The organism is Methylocaldum sp. (assembly GCF_035627495.1).
GTDB lineage: Bacteria > Pseudomonadota > Gammaproteobacteria > Methylococcales > Methylococcaceae > Methylocaldum.
In genome coordinates this window covers 33,964-54,891 of the sequence record NZ_DASPLO010000195.1, presented here as the reverse complement: position 1 = coordinate 54,891, position 20,928 = coordinate 33,964, and the positions used below count along the sequence as shown (strand labels likewise).

At 58.4% G+C, this 20,928-nt stretch carries 17 protein-coding genes; 11 read left to right on the top strand and 6 right to left on the bottom strand.

What is annotated here, in order from left to right; genetic code table 11:
* Positions 1 to 40 precede the first annotated feature (40 nt).
* The 11 genes from VEB01_RS18495 to VEB01_RS18445 all read left to right on the top strand — a co-directional run bounded on the left by VEB01_RS18495 (position 41) and on the right by VEB01_RS18445 (position 12,928).
* Positions 41 to 976 carry a hypothetical protein gene (locus VEB01_RS18495; protein ID WP_324878031.1) on the top strand — a complete coding sequence of 312 codons (936 nt, stop codon included), beginning with the start codon at positions 41 to 43 and terminating at the stop codon, positions 974 to 976.
* 411 nt (positions 977 to 1,387) lie between these two features.
* Complete coding sequence (locus VEB01_RS18490) at positions 1,388 to 3,343, top strand: acetoacetate--CoA ligase (RefSeq protein WP_324878029.1); 1,956 nt, start codon at positions 1,388 to 1,390, stop codon at positions 3,341 to 3,343.
* A 459-nt stretch (positions 3,344 to 3,802) separates the two neighbouring features.
* Positions 3,803 to 4,894: a tryptophan 2,3-dioxygenase family protein gene (locus tag VEB01_RS18485; protein WP_324878028.1), complete on the top strand. Its 1,092-nt coding sequence runs from the start codon at positions 3,803 to 3,805 to the stop codon at positions 4,892 to 4,894.
* Positions 4,895 to 5,049: 155 nt separating this feature from the next.
* Complete coding sequence (locus VEB01_RS18480) at positions 5,050 to 6,147, top strand: DUF2817 domain-containing protein (protein ID WP_324878026.1); 1,098 nt, start codon at positions 5,050 to 5,052, stop codon at positions 6,145 to 6,147.
* 754 nt (positions 6,148 to 6,901) lie between these two features.
* The gene (locus VEB01_RS18475) at positions 6,902 to 7,693 is read left to right on the top strand and encodes a GNAT family N-acetyltransferase (RefSeq protein WP_324878024.1); all 792 of its coding nucleotides are present in this window, start codon (positions 6,902 to 6,904) and stop codon (positions 7,691 to 7,693) included.
* Entirely contained in the window at positions 7,668 to 8,462 is a 795-nt protein-coding gene (locus VEB01_RS18470; RefSeq protein WP_324878022.1) for a lysophospholipid acyltransferase family protein, read from the top strand. Before VEB01_RS18475 ends, VEB01_RS18470 begins: the two co-directional genes overlap by 26 nt.
* A gap of 72 nt (positions 8,463 to 8,534) precedes the next feature.
* A complete protein-coding gene (locus tag VEB01_RS18465; protein ID WP_324878020.1) occupies positions 8,535 to 9,344 on the top strand; it encodes a UDP-2,3-diacylglucosamine diphosphatase in 810 nt (269 codons plus the stop codon).
* Positions 9,301 to 10,341, top strand: coding sequence for a glycosyltransferase family 4 protein (locus VEB01_RS18460; RefSeq protein WP_324878018.1), 1,041 nt, complete (start codon positions 9,301 to 9,303; stop codon positions 10,339 to 10,341). The genes VEB01_RS18465 and VEB01_RS18460 overlap by 44 nt, the downstream gene beginning before the upstream one ends.
* A 102-nt stretch (positions 10,342 to 10,443) precedes the next feature.
* Positions 10,444 to 10,968 (top strand): phosphatase PAP2 family protein, encoded by a 525-nt coding sequence (locus VEB01_RS18455; protein ID WP_324878017.1) that lies wholly within the window; start codon positions 10,444 to 10,446, stop codon positions 10,966 to 10,968.
* Complete coding sequence (locus VEB01_RS18450; RefSeq protein WP_324878015.1) at positions 10,965 to 12,008, top strand: MJ1255/VC2487 family glycosyltransferase; 1,044 nt, start codon at positions 10,965 to 10,967, stop codon at positions 12,006 to 12,008. Before VEB01_RS18455 ends, VEB01_RS18450 begins: the two co-directional genes overlap by 4 nt.
* A gap of 548 nt (positions 12,009 to 12,556) precedes the next feature.
* A complete protein-coding gene (locus VEB01_RS18445; protein ID WP_324878013.1) occupies positions 12,557 to 12,928 on the top strand; it encodes a diacylglycerol kinase in 372 nt (123 codons plus the stop codon).
* Between the two features lie 25 nt (positions 12,929 to 12,953).
* On the opposite strand, the gene VEB01_RS18440 is transcribed toward VEB01_RS18445, so the two are convergent.
* From VEB01_RS18440 to VEB01_RS18415, 6 genes are all read right to left on the bottom strand, one after another.
* A complete protein-coding gene (locus VEB01_RS18440; RefSeq protein WP_324878011.1) occupies positions 12,954 to 14,579 on the bottom strand; it encodes a glycosyltransferase family 4 protein in 1,626 nt (541 codons plus the stop codon).
* A 164-nt stretch (positions 14,580 to 14,743) separates the two neighbouring features.
* Complete coding sequence (gene xrtD / locus VEB01_RS18435) at positions 14,744 to 16,324, bottom strand: VPLPA-CTERM-specific exosortase XrtD (RefSeq protein ID WP_324878009.1); 1,581 nt, start codon at positions 16,322 to 16,324, stop codon at positions 14,744 to 14,746.
* 691 nt (positions 16,325 to 17,015) lie between these two features.
* Positions 17,016 to 18,368 carry a glycosyltransferase family 4 protein gene (locus VEB01_RS18430; protein WP_324878007.1) on the bottom strand — a complete coding sequence of 451 codons (1,353 nt, stop codon included), beginning with the start codon at positions 18,366 to 18,368 and terminating at the stop codon, positions 17,016 to 17,018.
* Positions 18,310 to 18,882: a WcaF family extracellular polysaccharide biosynthesis acetyltransferase gene (locus VEB01_RS18425; protein WP_324878006.1), complete on the bottom strand. Its 573-nt coding sequence runs from the start codon at positions 18,880 to 18,882 to the stop codon at positions 18,310 to 18,312. The genes VEB01_RS18430 and VEB01_RS18425 overlap by 59 nt, the downstream gene beginning before the upstream one ends.
* A 52-nt stretch (positions 18,883 to 18,934) precedes the next feature.
* Positions 18,935 to 19,753 carry a hypothetical protein gene (locus VEB01_RS18420; RefSeq protein ID WP_324878004.1) on the bottom strand — a complete coding sequence of 273 codons (819 nt, stop codon included), beginning with the start codon at positions 19,751 to 19,753 and terminating at the stop codon, positions 18,935 to 18,937.
* Positions 19,750 to 20,913 (bottom strand): glycosyltransferase, encoded by a 1,164-nt coding sequence (locus tag VEB01_RS18415; protein WP_324878003.1) that lies wholly within the window; start codon positions 20,911 to 20,913, stop codon positions 19,750 to 19,752. Before VEB01_RS18415 ends, VEB01_RS18420 begins: the two co-directional genes overlap by 4 nt.
* Between the last annotated feature and the right edge of the window lie 15 nt (positions 20,914 to 20,928).

Here is a 20,928-nt window from a genome sequence, read left to right as displayed (position 1 = left end):
CAAAGAAATAACTTTGGTTCTTGCGCTATCAGGAGGTTCCATGATGGCTGTCGCCAATCCCAAGCTTCAGCTCTATGCTGAGGAACATCATCTCTCGGGCCTGACCGCCCCGACGCTCGAAGCGCTTACGGCAAATCGAATGGGGTACACGGTCGATAAGGCTCAACGGTTTCTCGCCTTTCAGCGGCGCATCGACGACGAATTGTTGAAGCACCGGATTATCACCGACAACCGCTACACCGCCTGGTTCAAGCGGGGCGAGCAGACGTTCGAGCAAGTCCGGGCATTCATCGTCCAATTTTCGGTGTTCTCGAACCAGTTTCTGGCGGCCCAGCTTCAGAAGATGATCAATGCCGATTCCCTCGAAGGCATGCGAGCCTCCAAGGAAATTCTCGCCAACGAGATCGGCGTCGTCTTCAATGCCGGGCGGAAGACGTCCGCCACCCGCAATCCCGACCATGACGTCGATCCCGAACTGGTCTCCACCGAAGGCACGGTGGAAGGCGGCGCATTCCATTTCCGCGCGGCCCATTTCGAGTGGCTGCTGCGAATTGCCGGAGAACTCGGTCTCGGGTTTCAGGATCTCGGCGGCCGCAAACACGGCACCCCGTCCACCCTCCATTTCTGCGACGAACTGATCCGGCTTTATGGCAACGAGAACTACGCCATCACCCAGGCCGCCAGCTATGCCGTGGAAAATTGGGCGGCGGCCGGATTCTGGCAGGAACTGATCGACGGCTTGATCCGCTACAACGCGCGCACGGGCTCGGCCTTGCCGCTAGCCTTCTTCACCTGGCACAACCGCCTCGAAGCCCAGCACGCCCAGCATACCCAGGAAGAGCTGGAAGAACTCTATTTCACCCGCGACATCGACGAGGATGATTTCATCCGTTACGGCAACGAGATGCTCAATGGCGTGGCGGTTTTTTGGGACGGCCTGGATGAGCAGCGGCGGGCGTTGGCGAAAGCGGCGTAAGACGAATCCGATCGTGAGCGTAGGGGCCGGAATAAGCCCTTTAGCTTTGCTCAGACAGGCTACGCGTTCCCGGCATTCGATTGTGTTCTTAACCCGTTTGCCGCGCCGAGCACCAGAGCTTTCGCCGGGAATACCCCGGAGGGGCGCTTTAGGGATAAAGCGCGTTGTCCGAGGCATAGGGATATGCCTTCGGACAACTCCCGGCGAAAGCTCTGGCGCGCAGGAGACAAGCGGCAACCGGGCGGCCTTTTCTTTGGTTCCTTTCTTTTGGCCGAGCAAAAGAAAGGAACCCGACCGCGGGTTCGGAAACCCACATTCAAACAACTGTCGCAAAAGCGACTCCTTATCGAACCGGTTTTCACGGAGAACTCCGCCGGCTGGAGTTAGAGTGAAATAATCTGGAGCACCGTCTTGAATCAACCGCTCTGGCAACCCACCCATTCGCGCATCGAAAGCACGAATCTTTACCGCTTCATGCATATTCTGCGGGAACGCTGGAGCGTCGACCTGCCGGACGATGCCGCGCTCCACCGGTTTTCGGTGGAGGAGATGGAGAAGTTCTGGCTGAGCGTTTGGGACTACGCGGGAGTCGTGGCGGAGACCCGCGGCGAGAGGATCTTGAGCGACGGCGACAAGATGCCCGGCGCGCGGTTCTTTCCGGAGGCGCGGCTCAATTTCGCGGAGAATCTGCTCAAACGCCGCGACGATGGGGACGCCATTGCTTTCTGGGGCGAAGATCGAGTGCGCCGGCGGCTGAGCTGGCGCGAGCTTTACGACCGGACCAGCCGCCTGGCGCAAGCTCTCGAAGCGGGCGGCGTCGCGCCGGGCGACCGGGTCGCCGCCATCATGCCGAACCTGCCGGAAACCGTGATCGCCATGCTTGCCGCCGCATCGGTCGGAGCGACATTCACTTCCTGCTCGCCCGATTTCGGCGTGCAAGGCGTGTTGGACCGGTTTGGGCAAGTGGGTCCCAAAGCTCTGATCGCCGCCGACGGGTGCTTTTACAACGGCAAAGAGCATTCCGCGCTCGAGAAGCTTCGCACGATCGTTGCCGAGCTGCCGAAGCTCGAACGCATCGTCATCGTCCCCTATATCTCTGAGCAGCCGAAGCTTGAGCCACTGGGCCGGCGCGCGATGCACTTCGACGATTATCTCGCGCCGTACCAAGCCCGCGACATGTCCTTCGTCCGGCTGCCGTTCGACTCGCCGCTCTATATCCTCTATTCCTCCGGCACCACTGGTGTCCCGAAATGCATCGTCCACGGCGCCGGCGGCACGCTGCTCAAGCACCTAGAAGAACTCCTGCTGCAATGCGACGTGAAGCCGAACGATCGGGTGTTCTATTTCACCACCTGCGGCTGGATGATGTGGAACTGGCTGGCCTCCGCCCTCGCCTGCGGCGCCACCCTGCTCCTTTACGACGGTTCGCCCTTCCACCCTTCGGGCAATGTACTGTTCGATTTCGCCGATGCCGAAGGCATGACCCATTTCGGCACTTCGGCCAAATACATCGATGCCTTGCTCAAGGCGGGACTGGAACCGAAACGCACGCACCGTCTGACATCGCTGAGAACCGTTCTTTCGACCGGTTCGCCGCTGGCGCCGAGCAGTTTCGATTACGTCTATGAGCGCGTTAAATCCGACGTCTGCCTGTCTTCGATCTCGGGCGGCGCCGATCTGATCGGCTGCTTCGTGGGCGGCAATCCGATGGGCCCGGTCCGGCGGGGCGAGATCCAGGCCAAGGTTCTCGGCATGGCGGTCGAGATCTTCGACGAAAACGGGCGGCCGATCGTCGGCACGAAAGGCGAACTCGTTTGCACCAAGCCCTTCCCTTCGATGCCGCTAGGATTCTGGAACGACCCGGATGGAAGCAAGTACCGCGCGGCGTATTTTTCCAGGTACCCAGGCGTCTGGCGGCACGGCGACTGGGCCGAGATCACGCCGCACGGCGGCATCGTCATTCATGGCCGTTCCGATGCGGTGCTGAACCCGGGCGGCGTGCGCATCGGCACCGCCGAGATCTATCGGCAAGTCGAAGGGCTCGACGAGATCATCGAAAGCCTGGTCGTCGGCCAGGACTGGGACCATGACGTCCGCATCGTGCTGTTCGTGCGCCTCCGCGACGGTCTGAAACTGGACGAGGCGTTGGCCACGAAGATCCAGCGGCAAATCCGCGAAAATACGAGCCCGCGACATGTGCCGGCCAAGATCGTGCAGGTCGCCGACATTCCCCGCACGCTTTCGGGCAAAATCGTGGAACTCGCCGTGCGCGAGGTCATTCACGGGCGCTCGGTGAAAAATCGCGACGCACTCGCCAATCCCGAGGCGCTGGAACTCTTCAGGAATCTGCCGGAGCTCGCGAGCTGAGGCTTTGGCATAAAAGGTGCCGCCCAGGGCGGAAAACCTTTTAAGAGCGGGGAGCCGCCCCGCCCGCGGGTTCCTTTTCTTTGCTTGCCCAAAGAAAAGGAACCAAAAGAAAGGGCACCCGGAGAGCGCCCTGATCCTCCGCGTTTCGCCCGGCACCGGGGGCGATCGAAGGCACCTCCGTGTGCCTCGATCGCCGCACGCGATCCCTCGCGTGCTCCTGCGGACGATTCCGGTACCGAGCTCCAATGCTCGGGGGCGCTCTAACGGGACGATGACGTGTAGCGTCCGCTATCGCGGGCGCTACACCAAATCAGAAAACGCTCTACTCCGCCTCCAGGCGGCGATGCTTGAGCGCGTCATAACGGGACAAATAGGAGACCCATACATAAAATCCGGAAATGCGCTAGCGAGCTAAACCTCCCGAAATCCGCGCAACATCCGCTTGGAGGAGACCATCCAATGAACGAGCGCTCCACGAAAGAAATCTACTACGCCGACTATCTCCAGCTCGACCGCCTCTTGAACGCGCAGACGCCCGAAAGCCGCAAACATGGCCGGGAAGCCCACGACGAGATGCTGTTCATCATCACGCACCAGGCTTACGAGATTTGGTTCAAGCAAATCCTGCACGAACTCAAATCGGTGCTCGCCGAATTCGCGGTCACGCCTTTGGACGAACACAGCATGGGGGTCATCGTTGCCCGCCTTGAGCGCATCATTGCCATACAAAAGGTTTTGAATCAGCAAATCGACGTCCTGGAAACCATAACGCCGCTGGATTTTCTCGATTTTCGCGATTATCTGATTCCGGCTTCCGGATTTCAGAGCGTGCAATTCCGCGAGATCGAATTGCGCTTAGGGTTGGGCGTTCACGTTCCACAGCCGGTCACCGGCCGTCTCAGATCCGAGGATGTTGCATACCTGCAAGGAATCGCCCGAGAACCAAGCCTTTTCGAACGGGTGGACGACTGGTTGGCGCGCATGCCTTTCCTCAAGTTCGAGGATTTCGACTTTTGGGACAGTTATCGTCAGGCGGTCGCGGCGATGCTGGCGAGAGACCGGCGCTCAATCGAGGAAAATACTTTATTTTCCGATTCCGAGCGAAGCGCGCAACTTGCCGAGCTGGACAATACCCGGCGGAAATTCGAATCCCTGCTCGACCCGCGAGGATTCGAGCACCTGAAGGAGCAAGGACTGTTTCATCTCCGCCAAACCTCGGTGCTCTCGGCCCTCTTCATTCAGCTTTACCGCGACGAGCCGATTCTGCACCTGCCGTTCCGCCTGCTCAGTCATTTGATGGACATTGATGAACACTTCACCACGTGGCGCAGCCGCCACGCCTTGATGGCGCAGCGAATGCTGGGCGGCAAAATCGGTACCGGGGGAAGCAGCGGACATGATTATCTGCGGGAAACGGTGGACAAGAAGCGGATCTTCAAGGATTTGTTCAATCTCTCGACCTTCCTGATCCCGCGCTCGTCTTTGCCGGCCCTGCCTCGGCGACTGAAGCAGAGCCTCGACTTCCATTTCACGGGAGAGCAATGTGTTTAAGCCAGCGCCGTTTTTTGTAATGACATTTCGGTAATATCGACTCTATATACGCACGTTAAAGTGGCGCATACCTTCCACAAGAACTTATCCATTAATATGCACCACTTTAGCGTAGCCACGACACTACCGTCTGAATCACGCCATTTAATACACCCATGATCGAATTCTCCGGCAGCGAACCGACGTCCTTCGAGCCTCGACAGGGATTGCTCAGCCGTCCGGTCATGCGCGCCCTCCCCGAGCTGCGAGAGCTTCTGATACTCGCGGAGCACGTGGTGAATGCGGGCTGGGATTGGGCGCGGGTCGAGATTTTGGCGGAGTTGAGTCACGATGGCGAATCGTTTCCGCTGCTTGCCTTTCGGTTCGGCCCCTCCGATCCCGCCTTGCCGACGCTGGCGCTGTTCGGCGGGGTCCATGGGCTCGAGCGGATCGGGACGCAAGTCGTGACCTCGTACCTCCGGACTCTGTTGGAAATGGCTCGCTGGGACCGCGTGACCCGGGACATGCTCTCCACTACTCGCCTGCTGATGGTGCCCTTGGTCAATCCGGTGGGCATGTATCTCAAACGGCGCTCCAACGGCAACCGGGTCGACCTCATGCGAAACGCGCCGGTACGGGCGGAAGGACTGTCCCGCTGGCATTTGTTCGGCGGCCACCGCATTTCGCCCCGATTGCCCTGGTATCAAGGGGAGGAAGGTGCTGCCATGGAGATCGAGGCGCAAGCCCTTTGCGATTGGGTGCGCCGCGAGATATTCCCCTCCCAGGCAGCGCTCAGCATCGACGTGCATTCCGGCTACGGCAAGGTCGATCGCCTGTGGTTTCCTTTCGCGAAAACCCGGGAGCCGCTTCCGTCTCTCGCGGAGGCCGCCGCCTTGAAACACCTGATCGACAAGACCCATCCCAATCACGTCTATTGCATCGAGCCGCAATCCCGCCAGTACCTCGCCCACGGGGACTTATGGGATTACCTCTACGATGAATACCGCGCCGTTCGGCCCGACGGACGCTACATTCCCTTTACCCTGGAACTGGGTTCATGGCTCTGGGTGAAGAAGAACTGGTCGCAGGCATTCTCGGCCCTCGGTGTCTTCAATCCGCGCCTGCCGCATCGCGTGCGGCGGACGCTCAGACGCCATTTGTTCCTGTTCGATCTGTTCTACCGCGCCGTGCGTTCGCCGGAACCCTGGACCGAGCTCGACGAAACCGAGCGCGAGCGCTTGCGGCGCCAGGGGCTGGAATGGTGGTATCTCTAAAAGGTGCCGCTAACGCGGCGGTTTTTTTAGATGCGGGTCTCGCCCCGCAGGCGAGATACTTTTCTTTGTACGGCCAAAGAAAAGTATCCAAAAGAAAAGCCGCCCGGTTGCCGCTTGAATCCCTGCGCTCCTCGCTTTCGGCCGAGGTCGCCAGAAGGGGCTTCCATGCCCCTCTGGCGACGCGCGGAATCCATTCCGCGCCCCTTAAGGGCTGTTCCGGCCGAAAGCTGCGGTGCTCGGCGCGGCAAACGGGAAAAACTCCGATATTTGTTCTTTTAAACAACTCTATCGGCATGTAGGCCGAGATAGCACATCGTTCGATAGAGAGTTCTGCCTTTTTCTCCCGTATGGCGACCCCGAGCATCGGAGCCTTGGATCGGAATTGCCCGCAGGGGCACGCAATGGATTGCGTGCGGCGACAGAGGGCCAGGGACGGCCCTTCTGTCGCTCCCGATCCAAGGCGAGACGCGCAGGAATTAGGGCGCCATTCGGGTGGCCTTTTCTTTCGTCCCTTTCTTTTGGCCAAACAAAAGAAAGGGACCCGCGTGCGGGGCGGCCCCCGCTTTAGAATAAAACCGCCGCGTTAGCGGCACCTTCAATCATGCTTCCGAACATCAATCGCCGAGACGAAAAACGCTCCGAGCCAAAACGGATCGCCTGCGGCGCTTGTCATCAATTCGTCATCTAACCGCAATATTTGCGTCATACGGCCTCCGTAAAGTGCTGTCCCATCGAAGCACAGACGGAAGCTTACATGTCAGTACAAGACGCCATTTCTCTCTCGTCCCGTCCTCGCCGTTACGCCGCCGAAGTCGCCCGCGACCCGGCGACCATCCGCGCCACTCAGGCCCTGCGCTACCACGTTTTCGCCGAAGAAATGGGAGCGCGCCTTCATTCCCGGATCGAAGGCCTCGATTACGACGAGGTCGACGATTACTGCGATCATCTCTTGGTGCGCGACACCCAAACCGGGCAGATCGTCGCCTGCACCCGATTGTTGACCGACTCCCAGGCCGCGCGCCTCGGACGTTTCTATTCCGAAGGCGAATTCCACCTCGACGAGGTCTTGGCCTTGTCCGGACGCTTCCTGGAAATCGGCCGCACCTGCGTCGACCCGTCCCACCGAGGGAGCGTGGTTCTGGGTACCTTGTGGAACGGGCTGGCGGAATACGTCTACAACGGGCATTTCAATTATCTGATGGGCTGCGCCAGCATCTCGCCGGGCCCCAGCGGCTTTGCGGTCGATGCGGTCTACCGCCAGATCGAGCCGCACCAGTTCGGACCCTCGGAGCTCTCCGTAAGATCCAAAATTCCGGTTCCGGCGCACAAACGCTGCGTTCAGGATGAAAGCGGCATTCCGCCCTTGTTGCAGGCCTATCTGCGGCTGGGCTGCTGGGTTTGCGGCGACCCCTTCTGGGACGAGGATTTCAACGTCATGGACGTGTTCATTCTGCTGGACCTCTCCCGCATGCAGGCCCGCTACGAAAAGCGCTTCATCGCCACCAAGGAGGGGAATTCGCGTGCAGCGCTGCCGGCAATGGCTTAAGGCCGCGCTAATTGCCGGCATGTTCCTGATCGGTGTCGCAACAGTTGGCGCGGTGATGCCGGTGCTAAGCCGGCTGTTAGGAAGACGAGCGGCCGCTGTGAACGACGCCATCGTGGTGAACTGGAACCGCGCCGTCTGCCGGATTCTCAACCTGCATGTGCACATCGGCGGCAATCCCGACCCGAGCGCCCGACTGGTGGTGGCCAACCACATTTCCTGGCTGGACATTATCGCCCTGGGCGCGCAAGGCCCGTGCCTGTTCGTCGCCAAACGGGAGGTCGCCGACTGGCCGGTCATGGGCTATCTCGCGAAGGGAATAGGCACGCTCTTCATCGACCGGGGCGATATCGCGCAAACGGCCGCCGTTGCCGAGCAAATGGCCTGGCAGTTGCGCCAGGGCAAACGCCTCGTGCTGTTTCCGGAAGGCACCACGACAGCCGGGGACCGGGTGCTGCGCTTTCACGGCAAGCTGTTTCATCCGGCCCAACTGGCGGGGGTGCGTGTCCAGGCGGTCGCCCTGCGTTACGGGGGCGCGGCGAAGCGATGTGCTCCGTTCGTCGGCGAGGACGAATTTCTGCCGCACCTCATCGAGATACTCAAGCTCGAACGGATCGACCTGTACCTGCACTATTGCTGCGCCGTCCCGTCGGGTGTAGGCCGCGACGAGTTGGCCCAGACGACCCGCAAACAGATCGTGGCTGCGCTCGATCCGGAGATTTCTTCACGCCGCCGCCGGTTTGCTGAAAGCAGGTCCGTCATGAATTCGTAACCGATCCGTCACGGCGGCTTAAGAATCGGAGTTTAACCTGTTCGCCAGTTTCAACCGTCCCAAGGACTACCCATGAAGCTGAAATACCGTACCGTCTGGATTTCCGACGTGCATCTCGGAACGAGAGGTTGCAAGGACGAATACCTGCTCGATTTTCTCCGTCATATCGAATGCGAACGCCTTTATCTGGTAGGCGACATCATTGATTTCTGGAAGCTGAAAAACGGGCTTTACTGGCCTCGCCTGCACAACGAGATCGTGCGCACCGTCATGGCGATGGCGGCTCGGGGCACCCGGGTGATCTACATTCCGGGCAATCACGACGAAATCTTCCGGGGCTATATCGGCACGGTGTTCAACGGCATCGAGATTCATGCCCGCTGGGTCCACGAAACCGCCGCCGGCGGCCGATTCCTGGTGCTGCACGGCGACGAGTTCGACGGCGTGGTTTGCTCCAGCCGCTGGCTGGCCGTTCTGGGCAGCGGCGCGTACGACTTCCTGATCGAGGTCAACCGCTGGTTCAATCACGGCCGCCGCATCCTGGGGTTTCCCTACTGGTCGATGTCGGCCTACATCAAACACAAGGTGAAGAACGCCGTGAACTTCATCTTCGATTTCGAACGGGCGCTGATCCACGAAGCCTACGAGCAAAAGCTGGACGGCGTGATTTGCGGCCATATCCACCACGCCACGCTACGGATGGCGGAACAGGGCATTCTGTACGGCAACTGCGGGGACTGGGTGGAAAGCTGCACCGCCCTGGCGGAAAACCATGCCGGAGCCCTTTCGGTCCTCCGCTGGCTGGAAGAAAGCACTCAACTCCTGGAGGACTCCACGCTTGAAACTCGCCCTGATCACGGACGCCTGGCGCCCACAAATTAACGGCGTCGTCACCACGCTTCAAACCGTCTGCGAGCAACTTCGCGCCGCCGGGCACACGGTCGAAACCTTTACGCCGGACCAGTTTCGCAACTGGGCCTGCCCGAGCTATCCCGAAATCCGGCTGGCGCTGGGTTGCGGACCGAAGCTCCGTGCCCGGCTGGACGAGTTTCAACCCGATGCGATCCATATCGCCACCGAAGGCCCGCTGGGGCTGGCGGCCCGGAGTTATTGCAAGCGGCGCGGGCTACCGTACACGAGTTCGTTTCACACCCGCTTCGCCGAATATATCCATCTCCGCACCGGTCTGCCGCTCTCCCTGGGCTATGCCTTTCTGCGCTGGTTCCATGGCGGGAGCGAGCGGCTGATGACCGCGACGCCGACGCTGTTGGAGGAACTGAAGACGCGGGGATTCGGCAATCCGGTGTTGTGGTCGCGGGGGGTGGACACGGAGCTGTTCCGTCCCCGAGGCAAGGATTTTCTTCCGGCCTCCCGCCCCGTGCTGCTCTATACCGGCCGGGTGGCGATCGAAAAAAACATCGAAGCCTTTCTCAAGCTGGATCTGCCGGGCACCAAGTACGTGGTCGGAGACGGGCCGCAGCGGGAGGAGCTTGAACGAAAGTATCCCGAAGTCCGTTTCGTCGGTTACAAGCATGGCGAGGAACTGGCCCGATATCTCGCGGCTGCCGATGTCTTCGTGTTTCCCAGCCTGACCGACACGTTCGGCCTGGTCATGCTGGAAGCTCTGGCCTGCGGCGTTCCGGTCGCGGCGTTTCCGGTGGAAGGTCCGAAGGACGTGATTCTGAGCAGCCGTGTCGGCTGTCTGGACAACGACCTTAAAAAAGCCATCACAGAGGCCCTGAAACTCAAGCCCGAAGACTGCCGCGAGTACGCCCTCCGCTATTCCTGGCGCGATTGCGCCCTGCTGTTCGAAAGCTATCTGGCGCCCATTTCGAAAACCGCCTCCCGTGCGACGGCCTGGTGGCAGCGATATTCCTAATCTCCGACCCCGAACACTGTCATCAATCCTTCATCTCCCGGTCACGGGACTGTCATCTGCCACGGCTAATGTGTAAGGGTAACCCTCAGGGAGTAGCGTGCCATGAAATTCATGCAGACGATTCAAACCTGCGATGTCAACTTGTTTCTATGGGTGACGCAACGGAAATCCCGAAGAGTGCTCGTTCGCTGCGCGCGGTGCATCTCCAAAACCGGCGACGGACACTTGTACCTGATCCTCGCCCTGGCCCTGGCGTGGACCCGACAGCCGACTGAATCGGTTCTACTGACTTGCCTGTTACTGGGCTTCGCGATCGAGCGGCCGGTCTATTTCATCCTCAAGAATCTATGCCGGCGCGATCGGCCACAGGCCGCCCTAAACATTCCGAGCTTCATTATCCCGTCCGACCGTTTCAGCTTTCCGTCCGGCCACACATCGGCGGCGTTCCTGGTAGCCACGCTGCTGAGTTTCTTTCACCCGGCCATCATGCCCCTGCTTATAGCCTGGGCGGTGCTGATGGGCATGGCGCGGGTGGTACTCGGCGTTCACTTTCCCACCGACACGCTGATCGGCGCGCTGATGGGAACCCTTTTGGCCCTTCTGAGTTTGGAGATCCAGTTGACGTGAAAGTGTTTTATGGCGTTCAGGCGACCGGCAACGGTCATATCACCCGGGCCCGTGCCATCGCGCCCAAACTTAAGCAAGCCGGAGCCGAAGTCACTTATCTGTTCACCGGCCGCCCTTGGGAAAATCTCTTTGAAATGGAAGTCTTCGGCGACTACCAATGGCGCGCCGGCCTCACCTTCGAAACCAAGGCCGGCAATGTGCGGTACATCAAGACCGCATTCCGTAATAACCTCCCGGCGTTCGTCCGCGACGTCAGAACCCTGGATTTGAGCCGGTACGACGTCGTGATCAGCGATTTCGAACCGGTAACCGCCTGGGCCGCCCGGCTGCAGGGCGTCAAAACCGTAGGCATCGGGCATCAATACGCCTTCGGCTACGATATTCCCAAGACGAAAGCCGATTTCTTGGGCAGCCAGGTGCTCAAGTATTTCGCTCCGGTCTCGGTCGGCCTGGGCGTTCATTGGCATCATTTCCACCATCCCATCCTCCCGCCCATCATCGAAACCGATCTCGACCCGGCAACGGTCCAGCCGGACAAGATCGTCGTGTACCTGCCCTTCGAGGACGTGAACCAGGTCGTCCAGTTGCTGAAACAATTCCGCCATTATCAGTTTCACATCTACAGCCCGGCCATGCTGGACAAACGCCACCCTCGGCCCGACCACATCCACGTCAAGCAGCTTTCCAGAAAGGGATTTCAGCAGGATTTTGCCGATTCCGCCGGGGTGATCTGCAATTCCGGATTCGAGTTAAGCAGCGAAGCGCTCCATCTGGGCAAAAAGCTGCTGGTCAAACCTCTGCACGGCCAGACGGAGCAGCTCTCCAATGCGCTGGCCCTGGAGGTCTTGCAACTGGGGCAAGTGATGCAAACCTTGGACGGCCCCACCATCGAAGCCTGGCTCGAACAAAGCCGGGCCATTCAGGTCAACTATCCCGATGTCGCCCAAGCCGTTGCCGACTGGCTGTTGCAAGGCGACCAGACGGTCGACAAATCCTGGGTGGATGGCATCTGGAGCCAGGTCCGCCGGATCGATGCGTGAGTTCGGATACGAAAAACCGTTTTTTTGCCTTGGCATAGCGGCAATGGATGTCCGGAAGCACGACCCAAGCTGCCGCCGAAGGCAGCGATGGTTTTAGCGGCCAAACGCCGGGAACGGCTGCCGCCTTATCCCGGCCTACCCGCGCTGAGTTCGAACATAAAAAACCCTTACGGGGGCAGAGCTCAGGGTCCAAGTGCATTTTCGGATCGACTATACGGAGTTTTGTCCCGTATGGCGCCCTGAGCATCGCCGGCTTGAGCTGGATTAGCCCGTAGGGGCGCGCAATGGATTGCGCGCGTCGCCCGAGGCACATGGATGGGCCTTCGGGCGACCCCAGCTCAAGCCGGTGACGCGCAGGAGCGAGGCGCCATCCGGGTGCCCTTTCTTTTGGTTCCTTTTCTTTGGGCAAGCAAAGAAAAGGAACTCGCCGGCGGGGCGAGACCCGCTTTAAAACAAAACGCCGCCAACGGCGGCTTCCTTAATTCAGACAATACATCAGAGCTGAAAACCACCTAATCACCCTCTGAAAACTAACCTTCAACTCACTTATGGCAGGTCAAAATCTCACAGGCTGGGCGCGCATCAATGCGGCTTTTTTCAATTCCATGAAGGGCTTCAAGGCCGTTTGGCTGAGCGAGGAAGCTTTCCGTCAGGAGATTTACCTGCTCGCGGTTACCGGTCCCTTGGGGTTCTGGCTCGGCCAAACCGGTTTCGAAAAGGCGTTGTTGGTGGGGAGTATTCTCCTGGTCCTGATCGTGGAACTGCTCAACACCGGGATCGAAATCGTGGTCGACCGGATCAGCTTCGAGCACCACGAACTGTCCGGCCGGGCGAAGGACGTGGGTTCCGCGGCGGTATTCCTGTCGCTGGCGTTGGCCGGGATTATTTGGCTGCTCGTGCTGCTGCCGAAATTCGGCTGACAGCGACGCTTCCCCCACCCTGCTCCTAAAGCGTCTTGATCCCAACGATCACGAAGGCCACCATGGCCCCGGTCGATATGGCCCGGCTGGCGGCACTTCGCCTTCGCAATACAAACTCCACGCCGTAAAGCACCACCGCCGACTGGATCGCCAGCTTGGCGTAGTTCACGTCGCCGAAGACCGGCAGGTTGGCCGCCGCCAGCAGGATGAACACAAGCAGATAGTCGGACGGGGTGACGGAAAAATAATAGCGTTCGGAGAAACGCACGCCCACGGCAATAGCGGCCGCCAAGATCAGGAAAAAGTATTTCAGCCCGGCTTGCCATAAGGGCCGCTCCATTACACCGGAGAGTTCAATCGAATAAATCACCAAGATGACGCAGGAATAAATCACGAACCGCTCGACCCATTTGACCGCCGGCAGTCGAAGTAAACGGAAGAGCAGCCAAGCCGCGAAGCTTGCGACTACGAAGTAACTGATATCGGGAGCCAGCTCCTTGGCCGCCACGCTTCCCATCACCAGAAATCCGGTGATCAGCAGGCTGAGCACCTGATTCGGGGTTTGATCCAGCCTTGCCCGGTCGCGCGCACGCTTGAGAAAAGCCGTTACAGGCGAAGGACCGCGGGGATGCATGCCGCTATGCAGCCGCCAGTTAAGCATTCGGGCGAGCGGATAAAACAGGACGATCACCGCGCTCAAAGCCAGATAAAAACTCGCTATCACCCAGTACGACTCGTAGCGAAGCAGATAGGCCGACGCCACGAACAAAGATTGTATGGCGTAAATGATCAGTACCGCCTCGTACTGATCGAACCCTAAGGCCAGAAGCTTATGGTGGAAATGATTCTTGTCCGGTTTGAACGGGGATCGGCCTTCGGCGATCCGTTGCCCCATAACCATCAAGGTATCGATGATGGGCAGTCCGAGAATGGGCAGCGCGAGTCCTGGTGTCAGCGCCGTATTCACTTGCTCGGTCAGCATCAGCGCCAGCACGCCCAGGCTAAACCCGAGGAACTGACTGCCGGTATCGCCCATGAATACCATGGCCGGATGGGTGTTGTAACGGAGAAAGCCCAGCGTTGCGCCGATAATGGCCAGGCTTGTAAAAACCAGCTCGTCGCCTTCCGCGAGATCGGCCAAGGAAGCGATGCAGGCGAGGCTTAGGAGACTCAAGCCGGCGGCGAGCCCGTCGAGGCCGTCCGACAGGTTGGTGGCGTTGGTGGTCCCGAGGAGAAAAAAAACGGTCAAGGGGTAGGAAACAAACCGCGGAATTTCTCCGCTCTCGAGCCCGGGCAACCTTTCGATAACCACGCCGCCGAGCCAAACCACCACTGCAATCGCCAATAACTGTCCGCCGAACTTGATCCGGTAATCGAGGTCGACGCGATCGTCCCACAGGCCGAAGGCAGTGATCACACCGATGCCGAAAAGAACCATCTCGGTACTTCGGCTCAAGTCGATCCAGGCCAAAACGGACGCGACAGCGCCCAAGACCATGCCGATTCCGCCGATCCGAGGGATAGCGGTGCTGTGAATCTTGCGTCCGTCCGGCACATCGACAAACCTCAGACGAGGCGCCAGCCGCATGAATACCGCGACCAAAACCATCGCGACGAACAAAGCGGTGAGAAAGACGAAGAAATGAACCATAAACCGAGGCAGCCCCACACATCCGTTGCAGTGATATCGACGGCAACTTGCCGTAGCCTCTCGTTCCCCTAGTATTCCGCTTTTCGCCGAATTCCCGTTCCGGGGAGATCACGGGATGGGCATCGATACGATTGCCGTTTTGCCGGCGCATGCGATCCTGGCGTTCAGTTCGCGATGTACCGATCCAATCGCGGTATCAGCAAGGCGAGAAAACTGACGAGGCGATCCTCTGCCTCCGCCAGCTTCTCGCCCTCCGGCACATAAGTCGTAAGGCGTACCAGTGCGCCGTCGCTACGGTTTAGCGTCAGCGCGTCCCAGAACAGATACCACTTGACAAGATACTCGTTCGTCATGTTGCGGCCGCGCTGTTGAAACCAGTAATAAACCAGTTGCCTGTCCGTGCCCTTATGGATCAGAACCCGATTGACCCGGAGCTCATCGCCGTACAGCCGGATGCCGGGAACGGACACCATTTCCAAAGACTTGATCTGCCATCCGCCGCCCGGTATGCAGGAACGCGGCGAATGCACCGACTCTCCCTTGCGCTGCGAAGCGTAATAGGCCGAATAGAAATTCACCGCCGGCGTGCCATCCTTGGCGAAATTGGCCAGGATGTAATCGTCGAACTTCAGCACGTCGATATACTGCTGCTCCATGATCTCCCGCCGTCCCTGCCAGGCGTCCATCCTCATCGGAAACTCCGCGAACGTCTGCCGCGGGGGAACCAGTTCTTCCCTTTTTTCGAGGGACAACGCTAAACCGGCCGCAACCACCAGCACGCCCCCGACCACCCAAAATTCCCGTGGCAAGGTCCGCTCCCGAAGCGACCTGCCCGCTGGCAGAGGCGCCGGGAATGTGACGCCGAATACTTCCCTCAACGGCCGCTTGTCTTTGCCGATCCGCGCCAACAGCCAAATCTCGCCGATCAGAATGCCCGTACACGCCACGAAAAGGATCCAGCCCTCGAAATCATGCAGAAACCCTTCCGCCATCGACGTGCCCCAATATTCCACGAGGATGCCTATTACGCCTACGCGGAGGCTGTTCATAAAAACGGTGATGGGAAGGCTCGACAGAAACACCACCGCCCGTTTCCAAAACGCTGCTTTGAAGAAGACAGCGCAGATAAACGCCAGGCTCATGAGCGGAAACAGGTATCGAAGTCCACTGCACGCTTCCACGACCTGTAGCTTGTACGCGCCGAGGTCGATGACATTTCCCTCGAGGTAGACGCTGATATCGCAGAGACGGATCAGAGAAACGCCGAGCTGCGACGAAATCAGCTGCAATTTCGTGGAGAGTCCTTGATATAAAAAATTCGGCAACGGAATCGCGAAAGCCAGCAAGAACAACGCAACCCAGACTTCCTTAAATACGCGTCGTCCTGCTACCGCCAGAACAAGTCCGCACAACACAATCAGAAAGGCATATTGAATGACGATATAAAGCGTGGCCAACTCGCCGATGAAATAAAGCGCCAGACCCAGAACAACGACGACGACCCCGGCCCATGATCCGGTAAAGGGTATTTCGGCGATCTCATTCTTTTTCTGCCAAATGAGGAAAGCGGTTATAAAAGGAATCAGGATTCCATGGCTATATTCCTCGCTACTGATCCATGTTCCGATCAACATTTCGATTTCCTCGAAAAACGTGAGGATCAAAAGGCCGATCAAGCAGGCAAGTCCTATCCAAAATCCTGGAGTGGTTTTCCAGGACTGCACCGCCGAATTCGCTGCAACCATATTCTTTATCCTTTTAATAGGCATTTGATACCCATTAACTCATTCGAATATATGGCGTTTTCATATATCGATCAGATCGGCATTCATATTCATTCTTATCACTTTTCGATCGAAGCACTAAGAAAACTCCGATCAACTCTGCAAAAGAAGCAAACTATCCGCGTAATGCTTTGGGTCAGAATGTCCTCACCCAACCCTCTCCCAAAGGAACAATGCCGTTCAGTTAAGCCGTCATGCCGGCGGGGAATGCCGGAATGACAGGCCTTAGGACTTGGCCGCCAATAACATCCCGTTCTACTTGAAAACGATGGTAGGGTGGGTTAGGCGCGCACTGCCACGAACCATTCCGTGGCCGCGGGACTCTCCGCGCGCCGTAACCCACCGGTTCCGCGGCTTTGCCCGGTGGGTTACGGCGCGCGGAACCACCAAAGGAAGTTTGCTGGTTCCGTGCGATGCGCGCCTAACCCACCCTACACCGGACACACGAATCGGAACGTTGTTTTCGGCCATATCCTTAACTTAACGGCATTGCCCAAACGGAGAGGGCTTTTTCAGAGTTTCCCCAACAGGGCGACGGCATGAACCTATTCGCCGGCAAGACAGGGGAATCTTGATACCCATACCGGATGCCGAAAACGCGCCAGCTGGCTTTGTTAACATCCCATCGAAAGATGAGTTTCTGTCTGAACATTCACGGCAAGCCGATATGGTCGGATTTTAAACTTTTCGACAAACTCACCTCGTCGGACGCGGCGGCACGATTCTCGGCTTTATCCGGTGCCAAGGAGCCGAGCATGACGCTCCACGCTTGCACCGCGTGTCGCTTTTCGAAGCTCCGCTCGAACGCGGACCTGGCTTGTCGGCCCATCGCGCGAACGGTATCCGGGTCCTTCGACCATTCGTCAATAATCTCCGCCAGGCTCGCGCCATCGCCCGACTCGATCGTACGACCGCACCCGGCGCCGCGGATGATACGCGGGACGTCTCCCTCCGGATCACCCACGTAAAGCGTGGCCCTTCCCGCAGCGCAGACGCCGTAAAACTTGCTGGGGACGATCAACCCTTCGAGTCCTGGTCGAAGAGAAACCAGGTGGATATCCGCGGCGCTCAGGCTGTAAGCCAGCTGTTCCGTGGGCTGATACGGGCGGAACAATACATTGGGCAGATTCCGCTCGCGCACGAATTGCTCGATTTCGGCGCGTTGCGCTCCGCCGCCGATGAATAGAAAGCGTATCTTGGGCCGATTACGCAATCGTCGGATCGCGTCGAGAATGGTCTCGAACTCGTGAGCTCGTCCTAGATTGCCCGAATATCCGACCACGAACGAGTCCTCAAGCCCCCATTCCGCTCGAAGCGCATTGTTCTCCGGCGCAATCGGCTTTAGCGACTCGCCGTCGGCCCAGTTGGCGATCACGCGGATACGCGAAGGAGGTACGCCCTGGGCCTGCAAGCGTTCCTGCATACGCTCGCCCAGCACGATGTTCGCCGCGGCACGCCGCAACGACCAGTTCCTGAGCCGCCGCAGCACCGGAGCGCCCCAATTCATTCCCCGGACCTTGAGCACCAAGGCGACCTCCGGAAATAGATCCTGAATCCAATTGAAGACGGTACACCCGCGCAGCGCCGCGATGGCGACCGCCATTACGGAAATCAGGGGAGGATCGGTCTTGGCGATGATGAGATCGCCCGGACGAGTGATGCGAACGAGGGCGGCTGCCGCCCCGAGATAAAAGGTGACGTAATCCAGCGCCCGCCCGGCCAGACGATGGCGTCCGAACCCTGAGGTGCGGACTCTCCGCACGACGACCCCCGAAATCACTTCTCGGGGCGGCAAATCCGCTTTCGGATTCTCATAAAGCTGCCGGCTGGCGATAATCCAGACGGGGTAATCCTTTGCCAGCTCGAAAACCAGCCCGGACAACATTTGACTGGTGGCCGAATGATCCGGATAAAAAAACCGGTTAATAAAGACGATCCTGCGTCTTTCATCCCCGGATAACCCGATACCTGATCCGTTTCGCCGGATTTCCGCCATATACTCCATTGGCTTCCGCCTCCTTGCTCAAAACGCTGCCGGCCATCAGTACCGAATTGCGCCGGCACTTGGCCCCCGGACAGACTAGACAGCGTGCGCCTATCCACACCCCTTCATCAATATGTATTTCCCCCAGCACTAACCCGAACTTTCTATCCTTATAGTCGTGATTACCGGTCAGCAGCATGGCTCCTTGGGAAATACAGACGTTCGATCCTATCTGCACCGGCGCGAGGTTATCGATCCCCGCTCCCTCGCCGATCCAGACATGGTCGCCGATGGTGAGATTCCAGGGATATTTGATATTGACCCTCGGCTTAATGACCAGTCCTGTCCCGATCTTGGCACCGAAACATCTCAGCACGAAGGTTTTCGGCGAGGAAAAGGGGCAGAGCCAGGAATCGAACAGAACGGCATTCAGCGCGTACCAAACGGCACGCTTGCCGAATCCGGCGGAGCAAACATATTGACCCGGCCGATAATCGGCCAAGGATGGTGTCAGCGACGAGGAATCCATTTCCATGAGTTCTCTCCCTCCAGGAAATCCACACTAACTCGCCTGTAAAACCGGAGCGCTAGTGTCGCTTCCCTAAAAATTCCTTGGTAACCCGCCACCAGTCCGCGGACTCGACCCATTTAGTCTGCCATCCTCCCCACAACACGGCTCCGTCGGCCAATCTTTTTGCCGTTTCCAATTGCAGGCGCCAGTAGTATCCCGGAATAAACTTGCCTTTCATTTTGGCATTGGATTCATGAAACTGCGGCCAAAGAAAGACATAGATCGGCTTTCCCTTAGCCAAGCGGCGCGCCTCCTTAATGTTCGCCTCCGCATATTTGAGCCATCCATTCCGGTCTTCATAAAATGCATAAAGGGATGGAAAAAGGATATCCACCCGGTTTGCCAATTCCTGGTATTTGTCATTATCCGCCTGCCATTTTCGATAGGCCGGGCTCTGCTTCCCCTTCATGGCACGCCAATAATCACGGACCGGCGGAACTCCGTAGTATCCGATCTTCAGAGATGGTGCGCATTTACGAAATATTCCCAATAAAGTAAGCAGCTTTTGCCGTGTATCGCGAACCACGGCGTCCGTCCCGGTTAAAGGCCAATGTTCAACATCGAGCACCGTTATCCGGTTTTTCTTCTGCGCCGCGGAGGCCACTGAACAAATATGGTCCGCCACCTTCTTCGAATTAAGATTCTTTCCTTTGATCCATAAGTCGCCTCCTATCAGATGAATTGAAGTTATCCCGTAAGGATCGAGATCCGGTGTATTTTTGAACAGCAGCCAGTGGTATAGCTTGAATTCCTTGGAAAAACAGGATGCCGAGGTGAATATGATGCCTATACATATACCTTTAATAATGATCAGCAAATACCTTCGATAGCTCATCGGACGAGTCCGAATTGTTCATAGGCGTCAACTGCCCTATCCGCCACCACCGGCCAGGTATAGCGCCGTTCAACCAGCCTCCTGCCAGCGCCGCCCGCGGACCGGCACTTTTCGGCGTCGCTCAAAAAGGCCGCCAATCCGTCGATCAGCGCATCGGTATTTAACGGAACGACGATGCCGGCGCCGGCTCCCGCGACTTCCGGAAAATAGCACTGTTCGCTGATCACCACTGGAACTCGACAGGCCAATGCTTCGACCACCGCAACACTGAAACCTTCGCTGCGGCTCGGAAGACAGAAGCATGCGGCATTTTTCAAGACCGAAAGTTTCCGGGAGCCATATAACGGGCCCGGCAGGTGAACGCGCCGCTTCAGCGGACGATCGCTGACGTTCCGTTCTATCGTCGAACGCTCTCCGAAATCGGCGCCGGCGATCACCAGGTCGACGGCGTCGTGTTGTTCCGCTATGCGGCGGAAGGCGGCCATCAGTAAATCCAGACCCTTTTTATGATGCAAACGCCCGAGAAAAAGGATGTAGCGATGTCCCCCGAGTTCCGGCAGGATGTCATGAATATCGAGCGTCTCTTGATTATCCACCTCGCCCAAATCAACCCCGTTCGGAATCGTCGCAACCCGGGTATTGCGGGCGATTTTCTCGACTTGCCTGCCTTCGTTCTCGGTTAATACATGAACAAAGGCGGCATTATTCAAGACAGCTTTTACGCCTAAACGTAAGGCGATTTCTTTCTTGAGCCGTTTTTGCCGAAGGCACCAGGGGTCCAGCATGCCGTGCGGGGCAATGCCATAGGCTCCGCCCAGCCGAAGCATCCAATGCGCTGCGGATTTGATCAGGGGGTCCCATACGCCGTGCAAGTGAACGAATACCCGCCGATCCAGCAGTTTTTTCAGCAGGGCCAAGCCCGGCCCCCATCCGGCGAATTCCTTCAAAGGCAGATTCGGGCAACTGAATAGGCTTACCTGATCGAAGCCGGGTAATTGCTCCCGCAGGGCCTCGACCCGGGCCTCATCCTGCGCCGACTCGGTGGCTATTATCCCGACCTCGTGCCCGCACTGGGCCTGCTGTGCCGCAAGGTGGGTCGCTACCACGGGCGGACCGCCCAAACCGAAGTCGAGACTGTGAATGACGTGCAGAATCCTCATGACATCCCTGTTTGC